At 57.8% G+C, this 20,287-nt stretch carries 14 protein-coding genes; 6 read left to right on the top strand and 8 right to left on the bottom strand.

Annotated elements, in window-relative coordinates; all coding sequences use genetic code 11:
* Positions 1 to 60: 60 nt before the first annotated feature.
* Positions 61 to 2,658, bottom strand: coding sequence for a bifunctional aconitate hydratase 2/2-methylisocitrate dehydratase (gene acnB / locus AB8804_RS09195; RefSeq protein WP_371185198.1), 2,598 nt, complete (start codon positions 2,656 to 2,658; stop codon positions 61 to 63).
* A gap of 402 nt (positions 2,659 to 3,060) precedes the next feature.
* Here acnB and AB8804_RS09190 point away from each other — a divergent pair, with 402 nt between their 5' ends.
* Positions 3,061 to 4,548, top strand: coding sequence for a DUF3300 domain-containing protein (locus AB8804_RS09190; RefSeq protein ID WP_371185196.1), 1,488 nt, complete (start codon positions 3,061 to 3,063; stop codon positions 4,546 to 4,548).
* A 10-nt stretch (positions 4,549 to 4,558) separates the two neighbouring features.
* On the top strand, positions 4,559 to 5,350 hold the full coding sequence (locus tag AB8804_RS09185; protein WP_371185194.1) for a DUF2950 family protein: 792 nt from the start codon (positions 4,559 to 4,561) through the stop codon (positions 5,348 to 5,350).
* Between the two features lie 49 nt (positions 5,351 to 5,399).
* On the opposite strand, the gene traT is transcribed toward AB8804_RS09185, so the two are convergent.
* The 5 genes from traT to pdhR form a co-directional block, all read right to left on the bottom strand.
* Positions 5,400 to 6,131, bottom strand: a complete 732-nt coding sequence (traT, locus tag AB8804_RS09180; protein ID WP_371185192.1) for a conjugal transfer complement resistance protein TraT — start codon at positions 6,129 to 6,131, stop codon at positions 5,400 to 5,402.
* A gap of 194 nt (positions 6,132 to 6,325) precedes the next feature.
* On the bottom strand, positions 6,326 to 7,750 hold the full coding sequence (lpdA, locus tag AB8804_RS09175; RefSeq protein WP_371185214.1) for a dihydrolipoyl dehydrogenase: 1,425 nt from the start codon (positions 7,748 to 7,750) through the stop codon (positions 6,326 to 6,328).
* Between the two features lie 175 nt (positions 7,751 to 7,925).
* On the bottom strand, positions 7,926 to 9,827 hold the full coding sequence (gene aceF / locus AB8804_RS09170) for a pyruvate dehydrogenase complex dihydrolipoyllysine-residue acetyltransferase (protein ID WP_371185190.1): 1,902 nt from the start codon (positions 9,825 to 9,827) through the stop codon (positions 7,926 to 7,928).
* A gap of 14 nt (positions 9,828 to 9,841) precedes the next feature.
* Complete coding sequence (gene aceE, locus AB8804_RS09165) at positions 9,842 to 12,505, bottom strand: pyruvate dehydrogenase (acetyl-transferring), homodimeric type (protein ID WP_371185188.1); 2,664 nt, start codon at positions 12,503 to 12,505, stop codon at positions 9,842 to 9,844.
* 121 nt (positions 12,506 to 12,626) lie between these two features.
* Positions 12,627 to 13,391, bottom strand: a complete 765-nt coding sequence (pdhR, locus tag AB8804_RS09160) for a pyruvate dehydrogenase complex transcriptional repressor PdhR (protein ID WP_112011145.1) — start codon at positions 13,389 to 13,391, stop codon at positions 12,627 to 12,629.
* A 536-nt stretch (positions 13,392 to 13,927) separates the two neighbouring features.
* On the opposite strand from pdhR, the gene aroP reads away from it, so the two are divergent.
* The 3 genes from aroP (at position 13,928) to AB8804_RS09145 (ending at position 17,816) form a co-directional block, all read left to right on the top strand.
* Positions 13,928 to 15,298 (top strand): aromatic amino acid transporter AroP, encoded by a 1,371-nt coding sequence (aroP, locus tag AB8804_RS09155; protein WP_371185186.1) that lies wholly within the window; start codon positions 13,928 to 13,930, stop codon positions 15,296 to 15,298.
* 165 nt (positions 15,299 to 15,463) lie between these two features.
* The gene (locus AB8804_RS09150; RefSeq protein ID WP_371185184.1) at positions 15,464 to 16,873 is read left to right on the top strand and encodes a glycoside-pentoside-hexuronide (GPH):cation symporter; all 1,410 of its coding nucleotides are present in this window, start codon (positions 15,464 to 15,466) and stop codon (positions 16,871 to 16,873) included.
* The gene (locus AB8804_RS09145; RefSeq protein ID WP_371185182.1) at positions 16,866 to 17,816 is read left to right on the top strand and encodes a family 43 glycosylhydrolase; all 951 of its coding nucleotides are present in this window, start codon (positions 16,866 to 16,868) and stop codon (positions 17,814 to 17,816) included. The genes AB8804_RS09150 and AB8804_RS09145 overlap by 8 nt, the downstream gene beginning before the upstream one ends.
* A gap of 18 nt (positions 17,817 to 17,834) precedes the next feature.
* Here AB8804_RS09145 and ampE read toward each other — a convergent pair whose 3' ends face one another.
* Positions 17,835 to 18,689, bottom strand: coding sequence for a beta-lactamase regulator AmpE (ampE, locus tag AB8804_RS09140; protein ID WP_371185180.1), 855 nt, complete (start codon positions 18,687 to 18,689; stop codon positions 17,835 to 17,837).
* Entirely contained in the window at positions 18,686 to 19,249 is a 564-nt protein-coding gene (gene ampD / locus AB8804_RS09135; RefSeq protein WP_371185178.1) for a 1,6-anhydro-N-acetylmuramyl-L-alanine amidase AmpD, read from the bottom strand. The genes ampE and ampD overlap by 4 nt, the downstream gene beginning before the upstream one ends.
* Positions 19,250 to 19,336: 87 nt before the next feature.
* On the opposite strand from ampD, the gene nadC reads away from it, so the two are divergent.
* Entirely contained in the window at positions 19,337 to 20,230 is an 894-nt protein-coding gene (gene nadC / locus AB8804_RS09130) for a carboxylating nicotinate-nucleotide diphosphorylase (protein WP_371185176.1), read from the top strand.
* Positions 20,231 to 20,287 lie beyond the last annotated feature (57 nt).

Below are 20,287 nucleotides of genomic sequence, written 5' to 3'. Positions count from 1 at the left end.
GAGGGAATATAACCCCCCTCGCCCCGTTGGGGAGAGGGGTTGGGGGTGAGGGGTTGCTGTTTATACTGCGGTCTGGAAGATCACCCCGTCAGCCTTCTCGGTGTACTGAGAGAGCTGGTCGAAGTTCAGATAGCGATAGGTATCCACCGCCGTCTTGTCCACCTGCGCGACAAAGGTCTGGTACTCTTCCGGCGTTGGCAGCTTGCCAATCAGCGCCGCAACCGCCGCCAGCTCCGCAGAGGCCAGGAAGACGTTCGCACCGGTCCCTAAGCGGTTCGGGAAGTTACGGGTAGAGGTGGACACCACCGTCGCGCCGTCGGCCACGCGCGCCTGGTTGCCCATGCACAGGGAACAGCCAGGGATTTCGATACGCGCACCGCTCTTGCCAAACACGCTGTAGTAGCCCTCTTCGGTCAGCTGCGCCGCGTCCATACGGGTTGGCGGCGCCACCCACAGGCGGGTTGGCAGCTGGCCTTTGTGGGTATCCAGCAGCTTGCCGGCCGCGCGGAAGTGGCCGATGTTGGTCATGCAGGAACCGATAAACACTTCGTCGATTTTTTCACCCTGCACGGCGGACAGCGGACGCGCGTCGTCCGGATCGTTCGGCGCACACAGGATTGGCTCTTTGATGTCCGCCAGATCGATGTCGATCACCGCCGCGTACTCTGCGTCAGCGTCGGCTTCCAGCAGCTGCGGATCCGCCAGCCATTTTTCCATGCCCTGCACGCGGCGCTCCAGCGTACGGCGGTCGCCGTAGCCTTCGGCAATCATCCACTTCAGCAGCACGATGTTGGAGGTCAGATACTCTTCGATCGGCGCCTGGTTCAGCTTGATGGTACAGCCCGCGGCGGAACGCTCGGCGGAAGCATCGGTCAGCTCGAACGCCTGCTCTACCTTCAGATCCGGCAGACCTTCAATTTCCAGAATGCGGCCAGAGAAGATGTTTTTCTTCCCTTTCTTCTCAACGGTCAGCAGGCCCTGCTTGATGGCGTACAGCGGGATAGCGTGAACCAGGTCGCGCAGGGTGATGCCCGGCTGCATTTTACCTTTAAAGCGCACCAGAACAGATTCCGGCATATCCAGCGGCATTACGCCGGTCGCGGCGGCAAACGCCACCAGACCGGAGCCCGCCGGGAAGGAGATCCCGATTGGGAAACGGGTATGGGAGTCGCCGCCGGTGCCCACGGTATCCGGGAGCAGCATGCGGTTCAGCCAGGAGTGGATCACGCCGTCGCCAGGACGCAGGGAGACGCCGCCGCGGTTCATGATGAAGTCTGGCAGCGTGTGGTGCGTGGTCACGTCAACCGGCTTCGGATACGCCGCGGTGTGGCAGAAGGACTGCATCACCAGGTCGGACGAGAAGCCCAGGCACGCCAGGTCTTTCAGCTCGTCGCGGGTCATTGGGCCGGTGGTGTCCTGAGAGCCTACGGAGGTCATCTTCGGCTCGCAGTACGCGCCAGGACGAACGCCCGCAACGCCGCAGGCGCGACCGACCATTTTCTGTGCCAGTGAGTAGCCGCGGCTGCTTTCCGCCACGTCCTTCGCCTGACGGAATACGTCAGAGTGCGGCAGGCCCAGCGCTTCACGCGCCTTGGTGGTCAGGCCGCGGCCGATGATCAGAGGGATACGGCCACCGGCGCGCACTTCGTCGATCAGCACGTCGGTTTTCAGCTCGAAGCTGGCCAGCAGCTCGTTGGTTTCGTGGTTACGCACTTCGCCTTTGAACGGGTAAACGTCAATCACGTCGCCCATGTTCATGTTGCTCACGTCCACTTCAATCGGCAGCGCGCCCGCGTCTTCCATGGTGTTAAAGAAGATCGGTGCAATTTTGCCGCCGAGGCACAGGCCGCCGCCGCGCTTGTTCGGCACGTGCGGAATATCGTCGCCCATGAACCACAGGACGGAGTTGGTCGCGGACTTACGGGAAGAGCCGGTACCCACAACGTCACCCACGTAGGCCAGCGGGAAGCCTTTTTGCTGCAACGCTTCGATCTGCCTGATAGGGCCGACCACGCCCGGCTGATCCGGCTCGATGCCTTCGCGGGCGTTTTTCAGCATCGCCAGCGCGTGCAGTGGGATATCCGGGCGGGACCACGCGTCTGGTGCCGGAGAGAGGTCATCGGTGTTGGTTTCACCGGTGACTTTAAACACGGTGACGGTGATTTTTTCAGCAAGCTGAGGACGGTTCAGGAACCATTCGGCGTCAGCCCAGGACTGCATCACCTGCTTCGCGTAGACGTTGCCCGCTTTGGCTTTTTCTTCCACATCGTAGAAGTTATCGAACATCAGCAGCGTAGAAGAGAGCGCTTTGGCGGCAATCGGCGCCAGCTTTTCGTTATCCAGTGCGTCAATCAGCGGGTGAATGTTGTAGCCGCCCTGCATGGTGCCGAGCAGTTCAATCGCTTTTTCAGGAGTGACCAGCGGGGAGGTTGCTTCGCCTTTGGCAACGGCGGCAAGGAATCCGGCTTTAACGTAGGCAGCTTCATCTACGCCAGGCGGTACGCGGTTGATCAGCAGATCTAACAGGAATTCTTCTTCGCCCTTAGGCGGGTTCTTCAGCAGCTCGACGAGCGCGGCCATTTGGGTTGCATCTAAAGGTTTGGGTACAATTCCCTCGGCGGCACGTTCTGCTACGTGCTTACGGTATTCTTCTAGCACGACGGTTCTCCTCGCTCTCATTGTCATATGCGGCCGGCGTTCTCTTCACGCTCCTGTGAGACAGCAGTTTGTAGGGTAAATGCCCGATACCGCGTCGGGCAGCATAGCAGGATTTCTGCACAGTGTTAATCTGTTTACAAAAAAGCAACATTAAATAATTTGCTGAATCGTTAAGGATGGTATAGCGCGAAGAGAAGGTAATTTGCCGCTATAAAACCAGTCAACCCATCTGCATGCAGCGCCTCGCCAGGCGACATCATTGTGTAATAAATGCACACACTCTTTATCCGGACGCATCGGGTAAATTCCCAACAAAAGCTAAAACTGTAAATGACGGGTGAATGATACTCGCGGCAATAAAAACGCCTCACGGCACGGTACGGGTCTCGTTGGAGCCATTCTATGAAGTTGCCTTTTAAGCCACACCTGCTCGTTCTCCTGTGCAGCACCGGACTCTTTGCCGCTTCGGGCGTGATGTTCGTTAAGAGCCGCGCCACCGAAACGCCCACGCCGGTTGCTCAGCAGCAGCCTGTCCCAGCGGCCGCCCCGCCTGCGCCGGTTATCGCTTCAACCTACACGGCGGCGCAGCTCGATCAGTGGACGGCGCCGATTGCGCTCTACCCGGACGCGCTGCTGTCGCAAATCCTGATGGCTTCAACCTATCCGTCGAACGTGATTCAGGCCGCGCAGTGGTCGCAGGACAATCCTAAGCTGCAGGGCGATGCGGCGATCCAGGCCGTCTCCAGCCAGCCGTGGGATGCCAGCGTGAAATCGCTGGTCGCTTTCCCGCAGCTGATGTCGCTGCTGGGCGGCAACCCGGAATGGGTGCAAAACCTGGGCAACGCGTTTCTTGCCCAGCCAAAAGACGTGATGGACTCCGTACAGCGGCTGCGCGCGCTGGCGCAGCAGACCGGCGCGCTTAAATCGTCGCCACAGCAGACGGTGAGCGTGGAGAAAAAATCAGCGCCCGACCAGAGCTCAACGACCGAAGCGGCGGCCCCGGCCAGCCAGACGATTATAAAAATCGAACCCGCCGACCCGCAGGTTGTGTACGTGCCGACCTATAATCCGACCGCGGTCTACGGGGCATGGCCTAACGCCAGCTATCCGCCGGTCTATCTGCCCCCTTCTCCCGGGGAGCAGTTCACCAACAGCTTCGTAAAAGGCTTCGGCTATAGCCTGGGGGTCGCCACCACCTATGCGCTGTTCAGCAATATCGACTGGGACGACGACGATCACCACCATCACGACGATGACCACCACCATGATGATGACTACCATCACGGCGGGTATTCCCATAACGGCGATAACATCAACATCAATGTGAACAATTTCAACAAGATCACCGGCGAGCACCGCACGGACAACAACATGGTCTGGCAGCATAACCCCGCCTATCGCAACGGCGTGCCTTACGCCAACGGCAGGGTCGCCAGCCAGTTTCATCCGACGAATACGCCAACCGGGCTGAGCGCCACGCGGCAACAACCCGTCAGCCGCGATAATCAGCGGCAGGCGGCGATGGCGCAGGTGCAGAAGTCGACGGGCAAATCGCTCTCGCAGCTCCAGCATCCGACCGCCAGAAATTTACCGCACCCGGCATCCGGGCAGCAGCTGAAGCAGATTTCGCAGCGAAATAACTTCCGCGGCTACGACGGTGCGAAACCGCATGCGCTCTCCGGCGCCACGCGCGCGCAGCCAGCCCATCAGCCCTCCCCGCTACAGCACCAGACATTCAGGGCCAATGCCCTCAGCGGGAACGAAAGCCGCGCGGCCAGCTGGCGGGCCCAGCAGCAGCGCGGCCTGCAAAGCCGACAGCTCGCTACGCATATGTCGCAGCATCCGTTACCGGCCGCGCGGCCTTTACCTCATGACATTCGCCATCGTTAAGAGAGCTAACATGAAGATGACTTTACTCAGCGGTGTGGCGCTACTCATGGCATCCACCGTCGCCGTGGCGCAGCAGCAGTTCAGCAGCCCTGACCAGGCCACCGATGCCCTGACTCAGGCCATCAGCGAACAAAACGAAGGTGCGATGAGCAATCTGCTTGGTGAAAACTGGCGCAGCGTGCTTCCACCGGAAGGCGTTGACCCCGAAGCCGTCGCCCGGTTCCTGCGCGACTGGAAGGTGAAACACACCACGGTTGTAAGCGGCGACACGGCGCACCTGATTGTGGGCGAGAACGCCTGGCAGCTGCCGATCCCCGTCGTGAAGACGTCAAACGGCTGGCAGTTTGATATGCAGCAGGCTGCGGATGAAATTTTGACGCGCGAGATCGGGCGCAACGAGCTTGCAGCCATCGAGGCGCTGCATGCCTACGTGGACGCCCAGCAAAGTTATTTCGCCCTCAACCAGACCTACGCGGCGAAAATCGTCAGCTCGGAGGGGAAAAAAGATGGCCTTTACTGGCCCACATCGCCCGGCGAAGCGCCCAGTCCGCTGGGGCCTGCATTTAGCCCGCCAGAGCCGGGCGCAGGCTATCACGGCTATCGATTCAAGATCCTGCCCGATAAGCACGGCTTTGCGATGGTCGCCTGGCCGATCGGCTACGGTCAGACGGGGGTGATGAGCTTTGCGGTCAATCAGGATGACCGGGTTTACCAGGCGAATTTGGGCAGCGATAGCGCGCAAAAAGCACAGGCGTTAGCCACGTACAGCACTGATGCCCCCTGGCAGCCCGTCGCGCCGTAACGCGAGAAAAACGCAGGCCGGGCAAGGATCCTCCCTGCCCGGCTATTTTTTACAGAATATTCGCGACCGACTTCGCCAGCTGCGCTTCAAGCACCGGCTTCGCCTCTTCAAACTTCAGGTTCACCTTGTTGGCGTTCGACACCACGCGGGTCTGATACTTCGCGCGATCGCCCTGCTCGCTGCTGGTCTGCAGCTTCACGCCAGACGTGCCCTGGCGCAGGGCCGCGATGTTGTCGGTGGTGACCTTCGCCTTGCTGCGCTCGGAAATCTGCAGGTCGGTGACCATGGTGTAGTTCACATCTTCTACCATCGCATCCGCCGCCATGCCGATCAGGCCAGCCGCCAGGCCCACGCCGAGCGCCGCACCGGAAGAGTTGCTGTTATAGGCAGTGATGCCTGCGCCCAGCGCGGCGCCCACGGCGGCACCTTCATAGCCGGTTTTCAGGAAGCCCTGTGCTTCGCGCAGGTCCATTTTGTCCGCTTTCAGCACGTTCGCCTGCACCCAGTAGTAGGCGCTGTCGGGAGAGCTGGTCACCTTATAGCCCTTCGCCGTCAGCTCGTTCGCCAGCTGTGCCTGCAGGTTGCTCATGTCTTTATCAGAGGTATTTTTAACCTGAATGTAGACCGTTTTTTCGCTGGAAGGCTCCAGCCAGACGGTTTCGCTCATCTGGGTTTTAACTTCCAGATTACGTTTCTTCACCGCGGTCGTCATTGCACCACAACCGGCCAGCGTCATCGCCGCTGCCACTAAGCCAACTACCGCTACTTTCTTAAAAGACATATGTTTTCCTTTGCCTGGTAATAATAATCCGGCGCATCATAGCGATGAGCCGATCAACCAACAATGTAAGAAAATGTTATCGGCAGCGGTGAGCGGATTTTTAGGAAAATATCAAGGATATAGCGACCAAATCAGGTAGTTTACAGGCAAAAAAAACGCCTCCGAAGAGGCGTTATCATCAGGCGGGAAGAAACTTATTTCTTCTTCGCTTTTGCGTTTGGCAGGTCGGTGATGCTGCCTTCAAACACTTCCGCCGCCAGACCCACGGACTCGTGCAGAGTCGGGTGCGCGTGGATGGTCAGCGCGATGTCTTCAGCGTCGCAGCCCATTTCGATCGCCAGGCCGATTTCACCCAGCAGCTCGCCGCCGTTGGTGCCGACAATCGCACCACCGATCACGCGGTGAGTCTCTTTGTCGAAGATCAGCTTGGTGACGCCATCCGCGCAGTCGGAAGCGATAGCACGGCCAGAAGCCGCCCACGGGAAGGTGGCCGTCTCAAAGCTGATGCCTTTCTCTTTCGCTTCTTTCTCGGTCAGACCCACCCAGGCAACTTCTGGCTCGGTGTAGGCGATGGATGGGATCACTTTCGGATCGAAGTAGTGCTTCATGCCGGCGATAACTTCAGCGGCAACGTGACCTTCGTGAACGCCTTTGTGCGCCAGCATTGGCTGACCGACGATATCGCCGATAGCAAAGATGTGCGGCACGTTGGTGCGCAGCTGCTTGTCAACGCGGATGAAGCCACGGTCGTCCACTTCCACGCCCGCCGCGCCTGCATCCAGATTTTTACCGTTCGGCACGCGGCCGATCGCCACCAGCACCGCGTCGTAACGCTGCGCTTCTGCAGGGGCTTTCTTGCCTTCCATGGAAACGTAAATACCGTCTTCTTTCGCTTCAACGGCAGTCACTTTGGTTTCCAGCATCAGGTTGAATTTCTTGCTGATGCGCTTGGTGAAGACTTTAACGATGTCTTTGTCTGCAGCCGGGATAACCTGGTCGAACATTTCAACCACGTCGATCTCTGAACCCAGCGCATGGTATACGGTGCCCATTTCCAGACCGATGATACCGCCGCCCATCACCAGCAGGCGTTTTGGTACGGTTTTCAGCTCCAGCGCATCGGTGGAATCCCACACGCGCGGATCTTCATGCGGAATAAACGGCAGTTCGATTGGGCGAGAGCCCGCGGCGATAATCGCGTTGTCGAAGTTGATCACGGTTTTGCCGTTTTCGCCTTCCACTTCAAGGGTGTTCGCGCCGGTAAATTTACCCAGACCGTTAACCACTTTGACCTTACGGCCTTTCGCCATACCGGCCAGACCGCCGGTCAGCTGAGTGATGACTTTCTCTTTCCAGGTACGAATTTTGTCGATATCGGTTTTCGGCTCGCCGAAGACGATGCCGTGCTCGGCCAGCGCTTTGGCTTCTTCGATAACTTTCGCGACGTGCAGCAGCGCTTTAGAAGGGATACAGCCGACGTTCAGACAAACACCGCCGAGGGTGCTGTAACGTTCTACGATGACGGTTTCCAGACCTAAATCCGCCGCGCGGAATGCTGCGGAATAACCTGCCGGGCCTGCCCCAAGTACTACGACCTGAGTTTTGATTTCTGTGCTCATCATGACCTCTTAATGTATACCCGTCGTCCACCGGGTCGTTCTATCCGCCCGTATTTTACAAAATTGTTAACAATTTTGAAACAACAAACGGTTCATGAATTTTTGCTTTCGCCAATAACCTCACGGACATCATGAGATTACCAGAAAAAAGCCGGCCGATTGGCCGGCTTTTCGATTACATCACCAGGCGGCGAATGTCGCTCAGGGTGTTGTTGATGATGGTGATGAAGCGCGCACCATCAGCACCGTCGATCACGCGGTGGTCGAAGGACAGAGAGATTGGCATCATCAGACGCGGCACGAACTCTTTGCCGTTCCATACCGGCTCCATCGCCGACTTGGAGACACCGAGGATAGCCACTTCCGGCGCGTTAACAATCGGCGCGAAGTGGGTGGTACCCAGGCCGCCGATGCTGGAGATAGTGAAGCAGCCGCCCTGCATTTCGCCGGCAGTCAGCTTACCATCGCGCGCTTTTTTGGAGATGGTGGTCAGCTCGCGGGACAGCTCGGTAATGCTCTTCTTGTTCACGTCCTTGAAGACCGGAACAACCAGACCATTTGGCGTATCAACCGCAACGCCGATGTTGATGTATTTCTTCAGCGTCAGCTTCTGGCCGTCTTCGGACAGGGAGCTGTTGAAGCGTGGCATCTGTTCCAGCGCCGCAGCAACCGCCTTCATGATGAAGACCACTGGGGTGAACTTCACGTCCAGCTTGCGCTTCTCGGCTTCGGCGTTCTGCTGCTTGCGGAACGCTTCCAGATCGGTGATGTCGGTTTTGTCGAAGTGCGTAACGTGCGGGATCATCACCCAGTTACGGCTCAGGTTCGCGCCAGAGATTTTCTGGATGCGGCCCAGCTCGACTTCTTCGATTTCGCCGAACTTGCTGAAGTCCACTTTCGGCCATGGCAGCATGCCCGGGATACCGCCACCGGCGGCTGCAGCAGGTGCAGCTTCGGCGCGCTTCACCGCGTCTTTCACGTAGGTCTGAACGTCTTCGCGCAGGATACGACCCTTACGGCCGGTGCCCTTCACTTTCGCCAGGTTCACACCGAATTCGCGCGCCAGGCGGCGAATCAGCGGAGTCGCGTGGACGTAAGCGTCATTTTCAGCGAACTCAGATTTTTCTGTTTTCGCAGCAGGTGCCGCAGCAGGTTTCGCAGCCTGAGCCGGTGCAGCAGCAGGTGCCGGAGCGGCAGCAGCAGCCGGAGCCGCAGCAGGCGCAGCGCCTTCCACTTCGAAGACCATGATCAGGGAGCCGGTAGACACTTTGTCGCCGGTGTTGATTTTGATCTCTTTAACGGTACCGGCGAACGGCGCAGGGACTTCCATAGAAGCCTTGTCGCCTTCAACGGTGATCAGCGACTGTTCAGCGGCAACTTTGTCGCCCACTTTCACCATCACTTCGGTCACTTCAACTTCGTCACCGCCGATGTCCGGTACGTTAACGTCTTTCGCGCCGCCAGCCGCTGCTGGTGCAGCAGCCGGAGCCGGAGCTGCGGCCTGCGCTGGCGCAGCAGCAGGTGCAGCACCCGCTACTTCGAAGACCATGATCAGAGAGCCGGTAGAGACTTTGTCGCCGGTGTTGATCTTGATCTCTTTAACGGTACCCGCGAACGGCGCTGGCACTTCCATAGAGGCTTTATCGCCCTCTACGGTGATCAGCGACTGCTCGGCAGCTACGGTATCGCCCACTTTCACCAGGATTTCAGTGACTTCAACTTCGTCACCGCCGATGTCAGGCACGTTCACTTCTTTCGCTGCCGCGGCAGCTGCTGGAGCAGCGGCGGCCGGAGCGGCGTCTTTCTTCTCTTCTGCCTTAGCAGGTGCAGCATCAGCTGCACCGTCGGCGGAATCGAAAATCATGATCAGTTTGCCGGTCTCGGTTTTATCGCCAACGGAGACTTTGATCTCCTTAACGATGCCAGCCTGTGGAGACGGAACTTCCATAGAGGCTTTATCGCCTTCTACGGTGATCAGCGACTGTTCAGCTTCAACCTTGTCGCCTGGTTTGACCAGGATCTCGGTGATTTCAACTTCATCAGCCCCGATGTCCGGTACATTGATTTCGATAGCCATTATTCTTTTACCTCTTACGCCAGACGCGGGTTAACTTTATCTGCATCGATGTTGAATTTGGTGATTGCTTCCGCCACCACTTTCTTGTCGATTTCGCCACGTTTAGCAAGTTCGCCCAGTGCTGCTACAACCACGTAAGAAGCATCTACTTCGAAGTGGTGACGCAGATTTTCGCGGCTGTCAGAACGACCGAAGCCGTCGGTGCCCAGTACGCGATAATCATCCGCTGGAACGTAAGTACGAACCTGCTCAGCGAACAGTTTCATATAGTCAGTAGACGCCACCGCCGGTGCATCGTTCATCACCTGAGCGATGTACGGAACGCGCGGAGTTTCCATTGGGTGCAGCATGTTCCAGCGCTCGCAGTCCTGGCCATCACGCGCCAGTTCGGTGAAGGAGGTTACGCTGTACACGTCAGAGCCCACGCCGTAGTCTTTCGCCAGGATCTGAGCCGCTTCACGCACGTGACGCAGGATAGAACCGGAGCCCAGCAGCTGAACTTTACCTTTGCTACCTTCGAGGGTTTCGAGTTTGTAGATACCTTTACGGATACCTTCCTCAGCACCTGCTGGCATAGCCGGCATGTGGTAGTTTTCGTTCAGCGTGGTGATGTAGTAGTACACGTTCTCTTGCGCTTCACCGTACATACGGGTCAGACCGTCGTGCATGATAACGGCCACTTCGTACGCGTAAGACGGATCGTAAGAGATACAGTTAGGAATAGTCAGAGACTGAATGTGGCTGTGGCCATCTTCGTGCTGCAGACCTTCACCGTTCAGGGTCGTACGACCGGACGTACCGCCTACCAGGAAGCCGCGAGCCTGCTGGTCGCCTGCCTGCCAGCACAGGTCGCCGATACGCTGGAACCCGAACATGGAGTAGTAGATGTAGAACGGGATCATCGGCAGGTTGTTGGTGCTGTAAGAGGTCGCAGCAGCCAGCCAGGACGCGCCTGCACCCAGCTCGTTGATACCTTCCTGCAGGATCTGGCCTTTCTCGTCTTCTTTGTAGTATGCAACCTGCTCACGGTCCTGCGGGGTGTACTGCTGGCCGTTCGGGCTGTAGATACCGATCTGACGGAACAGACCTTCCATACCGAAGGTACGCGCTTCGTCGGCGATGATTGGCACCAGGCGATCTTTGATCGACTTGTTCTTCAGCATCACGTTCAGGGCACGCACGAAAGCGATAGTGGTAGAGATCTCTTTGTTCTGCTCTTCCAGCAGCTGGGAGAAGTCTTCCAGCGCAGGCAGTTCCAGCTTCTCGGTGAAGTTAGGCTGGCGAGCCGGCAGGTAGCCTTTCAGCGCCTGACGACGTTCGTGCAGGTACTTGTGCTCTTCAGACCCTTCCGGGAAGGTGATGTAAGACAGGTTTTCTACCTGCTCATCGGTCACTGGAACGTTGAAACGGTCGCGGATATAGCGCACGCCGTCCATGTTCATTTTCTTCACCTGGTGAGCGATGTTTTTACCTTCAGCGGTATCGCCCATGCCGTAACCTTTGATGGTGTGGGCCAGGATAACGGTCGCTTTACCTTTGGTTTCCTGCGCTTTTTTCAGTGCAGCGTAGACTTTCTTCGGATCGTGACCACCGCGGTTCAGGGCCCAGATCTGCTCGTCAGTCCAGTCTGCCACCAGGGCTGCAGTTTCAGGATATTTGCCAAAGAAGTGCTCGCGAACGTAGGCACCGTCTTTGGATTTGAAGGTCTGGTAGTCGCCGTCAACGGTTTCGTTCATCAGCTGGATCAGCTTACCGCTGGTGTCTTTACGCAGCAGCTCATCCCAACGACCGCCCCACATGACTTTAATCACGTTCCAGCCAGCACCGGAGAAGATGCCTTCCAGCTCGTTGATGATCTTGCCGTTGCCGGTTACCGGACCATCCAGACGCTGCAGGTTACAGTTGATGATGAAGCACAGGTTGTCCAGCTTCTCACGGGTTGCGATGGTGATCGCACCTTTAGATTCTGGCTCATCCATTTCGCCGTCGCCCAGGAAGGCGTAAACGGTCTGCTCGGAGGTGTCTTTCAGACCGCGGTGTTCCAGATACTTCAGGAATTTAGCCTGATAGATCGCACCGATTGGGCCCAGACCCATTGATACGGTCGGGAACTGCCAGAATTCAGGCATCAGTTTAGGGTGCGGGTAAGAAGACAGACCTTTACCGTGAACTTCCTGACGGAAGTTGTTCATCTGCTCTTCGGTCAGACGCCCTTCCAGGAAGGCACGTGCATAGATGCCCGGAGAGATGTGGCCCTGGAAGTACACCAGGTCGCCGCCGTCTTTCTCGTTAGCCGCGCGGAAGAAGTGGTTGAAGCACACTTCGTATACGGTCGCAGAAGACTGGAAGGACGCCATGTGGCCGCCCAGCTCGAGGTCTTTCTTGGACGCGCGCAGAACGGTCATGATGGCGTTCCAGCGAATAGCAGAACGAATGCGGCGTTCCAGATCCAGATTGCCCGGGTATTCCGGTTCGTCTTCAACGGCAATCGTGTTTACGTAGTTGCTAGCCCCTGCACCTGCAGCAACCTTCACACCGCCTTTGCGGGCTTCTGAAAGCAGCTGATCAATCAGATACTGAGCGCGCTCAACACCTTCTTCACGGATGACCGATTCGATCGCCTGTAGCCAGTCGCGAGTTTCGATCGGATCCACGTCATTTTGGAGACGTTCTGACATGGGGGTATTCCTTATCTATCTAATACGTTGATTTGTCTGGAACCTGTCCCATTGTATTTTCGCCAGAAAATACAATAAGACAGGTTCTGCGTTTAGTTGCCGCGCTCTAAAATGTCGGCGCTTAATCCTTTCGTTGCTGTATGCGGCGAAGCGAACGCTCACGGCGTGATTGTTCACGGCTGCGGTCCAGCAAGATTTCCTCAATGAAAGCCAGATGGCGGTGCGACGCTTCGCGCGCCTGCTCCGGTTCCCCGGCCATTATCGCCTCGAAGATTCGGGTGCGATGGTTGCTGACCAGCGGGAGCATGTCCCGACGGGCATACAACAATTCAAAATTCTGACGAACGTTCTGGGCCAGCATAGGCTCCATGCAGCGTAGCAGATGGAGGAGCACCACGTTGTGCGCCGCTTCGGTGACGGCAATTTGATACTGGACAACGGCGCTGGACTCGGCGTCTAAGTCGCCGGACTGCTGTGCCCGTTCAATGGCCTGATGCAGCTCGCGGATACGCACGCGATCTTCATCATTGCTGCGAAGGGCGGCGTAATAGGCCGCGATACCTTCCAGCGCGTGACGGGTCTCAAGCAGATCAAACTGGGATTCTGGGTGGTCAGAGAGAAGTTCTACCAGCGGGTCGCTGAAGCTCTGCCACAGGCTGTTTTGCACAAAGGTTCCGCCGCCCTGACGACGAAGGAGCAAGCCCTTTGCTTCGAGACGTTGAATCGCCTCACGCAGAGAGGGACGGGAAACGTCGAACTGTTTTGCCAGTTCGCGTTCTGGCGGGAGTTTCTCGCCCGGGCGCAGTGTCCCCTCGAGGATTAAAAACTCCAGCTGCTGCTCAATCACATCAGATAGTTTTGGTTGGCGAATTTTGCTGTAGGCCATATTCCCTGTCTTACGCCTTTTTGCCCGGAGTCAATTGGTCTTACCAATTTCATGTTCGTATCGCTAAAGTAACAAAGTATTCACCTTCTGTCCATATTGGTTTTGATTGAAATCAGTAAAGCCTGCACTTTTTAACAACCTTACAGAAATAACGTTTCAGAAATGTAACTTTGCACAAATGAGTTGATTACTCACAAAGAGGCAGATTTAACCTTAGTGAAACGAAGGTTTTTGCAATCTGAAGCGATTCAACAGCGCAAATAACGAAATTTCGCCCCCTTATGGAGCATTTCTATTCTATAGGTTGGGATACGAAGGGATTGGGTCGGAATTTACAAACGCTTTCTTTTTATCCAGGTCGTCGTCATCCCTTGATAAAGCAGGTGCATTCGCTGGCGCTTACCATTATTCTTGCGCTTACGGAAGTCACTCCCGCTTTTTTCGGTCACTTTTACCGTAAAGAAAATAATACAGAAATGGACTTTCATAATTACACACGCTCAGCGTGAACATAACAACCACACACGAGGTTTCAAATGGAAGCTCAACAGCATGACGATCGGCTAAAGCGCGGCCTCAAGAACCGCCATATTCAGCTTATCGCATTGGGTGGCGCGATCGGCACCGGTCTGTTTCTGGGAAGCGCATCCGTCATCCAGTCTGCCGGTCCCGGCATTATTTTGGGTTACGCAATTGCGGGTTTCATCGCCTTTCTGATCATGCGCCAGCTCGGTGAAATGGTGGTTGAAGAGCCGGTTGCAGGCTCGTTCAGCCACTTTGCCTACAAATACTGGGGCAGCTTTGCCGGGTTCGCCTCCGGCTGGAACTACTGGGTGCTGTACGTTCTGGTTGCCATGGCCGAACTGACCGCCGTCGGGAAGTACGTTCAGTTCTGGTACCCGGAAATCCCAACATGGGCATCCGCGGCGGCCTTCTTCGTCATTATTAACGCCATCAACCTGACCAACGTAAAAGTGTTCGGTGAAATGGAGTTCTGGTTTGCGATCGTCAAGGTGGTTGCCGTTGTGGCGATGATCGTCTTCGGCGGCTGGCTGCTGTTCAGCGGCAACGGCGGCCCGCAGGCCACGGTGCGTAACCTCTGGGAACAGGGCGGCTTCCTGCCGCACGGCATGACCGGCCTCGTCATGATGATGGCGATCATTATGTTCTCCTTCGGCGGCCTTGAGCTGGTGGGCATCACCGCGGCAGAAGCGGACAACCCGGAGCAGAGCATCCCGAAAGCCACCAACCAGGTTATCTACCGTATTCTGATCTTCTACGTGGGCTCGCTGGCAGTGCTGCTTTCCCTGATGCCGTGGACGCGCGTCACCGCCGACGTAAGCCCGTTTGTGCTGATCTTCCACGAGCTGGGCGATAGCTTCGTGGCGAACGCGCTGAACATCGTGGTGTTGACCGCTGCGCTGTCCGTGTACAACAGCTGCGTATACTGCAACAGCCGCATGCTGTTCGGCCTGGCGCAGCAGGGCAACGCGCCAAAAGCGCTGCTCAACGTGGACAAGCGCGGCGTGCCGGTGAATACCATTATCGTCTCCGCCGTGGTCACCGCGCTGTGCGTGCTGATCAACTACCTCGCACCGGAATCGGCCTTCGGCCTGCTGATGGCGCTGGTGGTCTCCGCGCTGGTAATTAACTGGGCGATGATCAGCCTCGCGCACATTAAGTTCCGCCGCGCGAAGCAGCAGCAGGGCGTCAAAACCCGCTTCCCTGCCCTGCTCTATCCGCTGGGTAACTGGGTCTGCCTGCTGTTTATGGCCGCCGTACTGGTCATCATGCTGATGACGCCGGGCATGGCGATTTCGGTTTACCTGATCCCGGTCTGGATTGCGATCCTCGGCGTGGGCTACCTGGTGAAGCAGAAAAACGCAGCCGCCGTCAAAGCGCATTAATCTCGACCGACGCTGCGCCCGCTTCTGCGGGTGCAGCGCGTTGTTACCTTCCTCACAAATTCACTTCAACAGCCCGTTTATCCATATCACCGCCCTGATACTGCAACGCAAAAATCCCTTTGCCAGCAAATAATTCTCTCCATACCGAAAACCGGAGAGCTGTCGATGGATAACAATAAACTTTCAGTTAAAGAAAAGATCGGCTATGGCATGGGCGACGCAGGATGCAACATCATCTTCGGCGCTATCATGCTGTTTGTTAACTACTTTTATACCGACATTTTTGGCCTGGCCCCCGCGCTGGTTGGCGTTCTGCTGCTTTCGGTGCGCGTGATCGACGCCGTGACGGACCCGATTATGGGCGCCATCGCCGACCGCACACGCAGCAAATATGGCCGCTTTCGTCCATGGCTTTTATGGATCGCCTTTCCCTACGCGCTGTTCAGCATCCTGATGTTCACCACCCCGGAGTGGAGCTATAACAGCAAAGTTATCTATGCGTTTGTCACCTATTTCCTGCTCTCTTTGACCTACACCGCCATCAACATCCCCTACTGCTCGCTGGGCGGCGTGATCACCAACGATCCGAAAGAGCGCGTGGCCTGTCAGTCTTACCGCTTCGTGATGGTGGGCATCGCCACGCTGCTGCTCTCCCTGACCCTGCTGCCGATGGCCGACTGGTTCGGCGGCGATGACAAAGCCAAAGGCTACCAGATGGCGATGACCGTGCTGGCGCTGATCGGCACCTGCATGTTCCTGTTCTGCTTCGCCACCGTGCGCGAGCGCGTGCGTCCGGCAGTGCAGACGCACGACGAGCTGAAAAACGACCTCAGGGACGTGTGGAAAAACGATCAGTGGGTGCGCATTCTGCTGCTGACGCTGTGCAACGTCTGCCCGGGCTTTATCCGCATGGCGGCCACCATGTATTACGTCACCTGGGTAATGGGCCAAAGCACCCACTTCGCCACGCTGTTTATCAGCCTCGGCGTGGTGGGCATGATGGGAGGCAGCATGCTCGCAAAGGTGCTGACCGACCGCTGGTGCAAGCTGAAGGTGTTCTTCTGGACCAACGTCGCGCTGGCGATTTTCTCAGCCGCCTTCTACTTCTTCGACCCAAAAGCAACGGCCACCATCGTGGTGCTCTACGTTCTGCTGAACGTCCTGCACCAGATCCCGTCTCCGCTGCACTGGTCCCTGATGGCCGACGTGGATGACTACGGCGAGTGGAAAACCGGGAAGCGCATCACCGGGATCAGCTTCTCCGGCAACATCTTCTTCCTCAAGCTGGGTCTGGCAATTGCGGGCGCAATGGTCGGCTTCCTGCTCTCCTGGTACGGCTACGACGCGGGCGCCAAAGCGCAGAGCGCGGACGCCATCAACGGCATCGTGCTGCTGTTTACCGTCATTCCGGGCGTAGGCTATTTGATTACCGCAGGCGTGGTGCGCCTGCTGAAGGTGGACCGCGAAACCATGAAGCAGATCCAGTCCGACCTGGAAAAGCGCCGCAACAACTACCGCGAGCTGAATGACTATCAGACGTTAAGGACAGAACCAAAAGGAGCCCCACATGCATAGCTGGCCAAATCCGTTTATCGAACAGCGCGCAGATCCGTATATCCTGCACCACGAAGGGCTGTACTACTTTATCGCCTCGGTGCCCGAATACGACAGGCTGGCGATCCGCCGGGCAGGCTCGCTAGAGGGCCTGCGCAGCGCTGAGGAGGTGGTGGTGTGGCGTAAACCCGACGCCGGGCCGATGAGCCAGCTGATCTGGGCACCCGAGCTGCACCACATCGACGGCAGGTGGTACATCTATTTTGCCGCGGCGCATACTCAGGCGCTCGACGGGCTTGGCATGTTCCAGCACCGCATGTTCGCCCTGGAATGCGCGGATGCCGATCCGCTCGCCGGAACGTGGGTAGAAAAAGGGCAAATTATCACGCCGTTCGACACCTTCGCGCTGGACGCCACCACCTTTGTGCATCAGGGCAAGCGCTGGTATCTGTGGGCGCAGAAATCCCCGGATATTCAGGGCAACTCCAACCTGTACCTGTGCGAGATGGAAAACCCGTGGACGCTCAAGGGCGAGCCGGTGATGCTCAGCAAGCCGGAGTACGACTGGGAGTGCCGCGGCTTTTGGGTTAACGAAGGCCCGGCGGTGCTGCTTCACGGCGACAGGCTATTTATCAGCTATTCCGCCAGCGCCACCGATGAAAACTACTGTATAGGGCTACTGTGGATAGACGGGCAGGCCGACCCGCAAAACCCGGCGAACTGGCATAAATCCCCGCGCCCGGTGTTCGTCACCAGCAATGAAAACCGTCAGTATGGGCCTGGGCATAACAGCTTTACGCAGACGCCGGAAGGGGAAGACGTGCTGGTGTACCACGCAAGGAACTACACCGAGATAGAGGGCGACCCGCTGTACGATCCCAACCGACATACCCGCCTGAAGCACGTCCGCTGGAATGAAAACGGGATGCCTGATTTCGGCATCCCGCCTGCTGATACGCTGTAGCGGCTGCGGCGCGCTGGCCTAAATCAGCGTGCCGTAAATCGTCAGCAGCGCCACGATCACCACCACGACAAAGGACGTTTTCTTCGCCATCGAGACGGCGGCTTTTGGCGTTTCAACCCTGTCAGTATGCGGCTCGCGCGCCAGCGAGAACTGCGCCAGGCGCGTTAAGACCTGGTACTGAGAGGTGTGGCGGTCGGCCAGCGAGGCAAACCACGCGGGCAGCGCTTTTTCACCGTGGCCAATCAGCGCGTAGACCACGCCAACCAGGCGCACCGGGAGCCAGTCGAGCACGTGCAAAATGCCGTCGATGCCGGATTGCAAACGCTCGTGTGGCGTGAGGTAGCGCGCGAGCCACGTCTGCCAGGCGCGCAGGAACGCGTAGCCCATCAGCAGAACCGGCCCCCACGGGCCGCCGACCACAAACCAGAACAGCGGCGCGAGGTAATAGCGGAAGTTGATCCACAGCAGCGCGTTTTGCAGCTCGCGTAAAAACTCGCGCTCATCGCAGTCCGGCGGGACGCCGTGGATCATCGTCAGCTCGCTCGCCATCGCGTCACGGGCGTGCGCATCCTCGCGGGACGCGGCTTTCAGGTAAGCATGGTAATGCAGCCGCACCTTGCCCGCGCCGATGCACAGCACGCCGAGCAGGATCCACACCACCAGCAGCGGCACGTTGAAAAAGAGGCCATAAAGGGCGCGCAGCAGCAGAAACGTTACGGCCATCACGGCCGCCGCCATCAGCAGCGTGCGGAAAAGAGAGAAATGTTTGATCCGGCGGAACAGCACTTCCAGGCGATGATCGAGGTGCCAGTGCTCGCCGAGCTTGAACAGGCGCTCGGCGATCATCACCAACAGCATGGTAAACAACGTCATGTTATCTCCTTATCTGACGACGCGGTAAGCATGGCGCGAAACCGGGGCCAGTCAAACGCCGGGCCGGGATCGGTTTTTCTCGCTGGAGCAATATCGCTGTGCCCCGTAATGTTCCCGGCGATGGCGGGGTATAACGTCATAAGCGTTTCGGTCACAGCGGCCAGCCGCTGATACTGCGCATCGGTGTAGGGCGTGGTGTCAGTGCCCTCCAGCTCAATGCCAATTGAGAAATCATTGCAGCGCTCGCGTCCCTGATACTGCGACACGCCCGCATGCCAGGCGCGCTCATCAAACGGAACATACTGAACCACTTCTCCGTCGCGGCGAATCAGGCAATGCGCCGATACGCGCAGATGCGCAATTTCAGCAAAAAAGGGATGCGCAGCGGGATCTATCGTTCCCGTGAATAACGCGTCAATCCACGGGCCGCCAAATTCTCCCGGCGGAAGGCTAATATTGTGAACCACCAGCAGTGAGGGCTTTTCATCCTCCGGGCGGCAATCGTGGTGCGGCGAAGGCACATGCCGCGCGTCCACCAGCCATCCGTTTTCTAACAACATGCTGGAACTCCTTATGTATGGTGCTGTTACTCGGTTCAGAGTAGCATGTTTCAATATTATGATTCGTTACCAATTTGGAGTTTTATCATGCCGCCTCGCCGCTATAACCCCGACCACCGACGTGACGCGCTTCTGGAACGTATTAACCTGGATATCCCGGCAAGCGTTGCCCATGCGCTCAAGGAAGACCTGGGCGGCGACGTCAGCGCCGATAACGATATTACCGCGCAATTGTTGCCAAAAGAGACGCGCTCGCATGCGGTCATCATAACCCGCGAAGACGGCGTGTTCTGCGGCAAGCGCTGGGTCGAGGAGGTCTTTACCCAGCTTGCGGGTGACGACGTTCAGGTCACCTGGCACGTGGACGACGGCGATGCGGTGGTGGCAAATCAGCCGCTGTTCGAGCTGGACGGCCCGTCCCGCGTGCTGCTGACCGGCGAGCGCACCGCGCTGAACTTTGTGCAGACCCTTTCCGGCGTCGCCAGCGAAGTGCGTCGCTACGTTGACCTGCTGGCGGGCACCCGCACGCAGCTTCTGGACACCCGCAAAACGCTGCCGGGCCTGCGCACGGCGCTGAAGTATGCGGTGCTGTGCGGCGGCGGGGCCAACCACCGTCTGGGCCTGTCCGACGCCTTCCTGATCAAAGAAAACCACATCATTGCCTCCGGCTCCGTGCGCCAGGCGGTGGAGAAAGCCTTCTGGCTGCATCCGGACGTGCCGGTGGAGGTCGAGGTCGAAAGCCTGGAGGAGCTGGACGAGGCGATTAAAGCCGGTGCCGATATCATCATGCTGGATAACTTCAACACCGAGCAGATGCGCGAGGCGGTAAAACGCACCAACGGCCAGGCGCAGCTGGAGGTGTCCGGCAACGTGACCTTCGACACTATCCGCGAATTTGCTCAAACCGGCGTCGACTACATCTCCGTCGGCGCGCTCACCAAGCACGTGCGCGCCCTCGACCTCTCCATGCGCTTCAAATAATGCCCTCTCCCCTCTCTGCCGGAGAGGGGAATTTCGACCCCGCTCGCAAACCCGCTG

Origin of the sequence: Enterobacter sp. KBR-315C3_2022 (assembly GCF_041399425.1) — a bacterium.
GTDB lineage: Bacteria > Pseudomonadota > Gammaproteobacteria > Enterobacterales > Enterobacteriaceae > Enterobacter.
Note: the sequence above shows the minus strand (reverse complement) of the source record. Positions and strands in the feature narration are given on the sequence as shown.

Coding starts and splice junctions, on each gene's coding strand:
- lpdA (WP_371185214.1), bottom strand. CDS start 7,750: ATGAGCACAGAAATCAAAACTCAGGTCGTAGTACTTGGGGCAGGCCCG.
- pdhR (WP_112011145.1), bottom strand. CDS start 13,391: ATGGCCTACAGCAAAATTCGCCAACCAAAACTATCTGATGTGATTGAG.
- aceE (WP_371185188.1), bottom strand. CDS start 12,505: ATGTCAGAACGTCTCCAAAATGACGTGGATCCGATCGAAACTCGCGAC.
- AB8804_RS09145 (WP_371185182.1), top strand. CDS start 16,866: ATGCATAGCTGGCCAAATCCGTTTATCGAACAGCGCGCAGATCCGTAT.
- aroP (WP_371185186.1), top strand. CDS start 13,928: ATGGAAGCTCAACAGCATGACGATCGGCTAAAGCGCGGCCTCAAGAAC.
- AB8804_RS09190 (WP_371185196.1), top strand. CDS start 3,061: ATGAAGTTGCCTTTTAAGCCACACCTGCTCGTTCTCCTGTGCAGCACC.
- traT (WP_371185192.1), bottom strand. CDS start 6,131: ATGTCTTTTAAGAAAGTAGCGGTAGTTGGCTTAGTGGCAGCGGCGATG.
- nadC (WP_371185176.1), top strand. CDS start 19,337: ATGCCGCCTCGCCGCTATAACCCCGACCACCGACGTGACGCGCTTCTG.
- AB8804_RS09185 (WP_371185194.1), top strand. CDS start 4,559: ATGAAGATGACTTTACTCAGCGGTGTGGCGCTACTCATGGCATCCACC.
- ampE (WP_371185180.1), bottom strand. CDS start 18,689: ATGACGTTGTTTACCATGCTGTTGGTGATGATCGCCGAGCGCCTGTTC.
- aceF (WP_371185190.1), bottom strand. CDS start 9,827: ATGGCTATCGAAATCAATGTACCGGACATCGGGGCTGATGAAGTTGAA.
- ampD (WP_371185178.1), bottom strand. CDS start 19,249: ATGTTGTTAGAAAACGGATGGCTGGTGGACGCGCGGCATGTGCCTTCG.
- AB8804_RS09150 (WP_371185184.1), top strand. CDS start 15,464: ATGGATAACAATAAACTTTCAGTTAAAGAAAAGATCGGCTATGGCATG.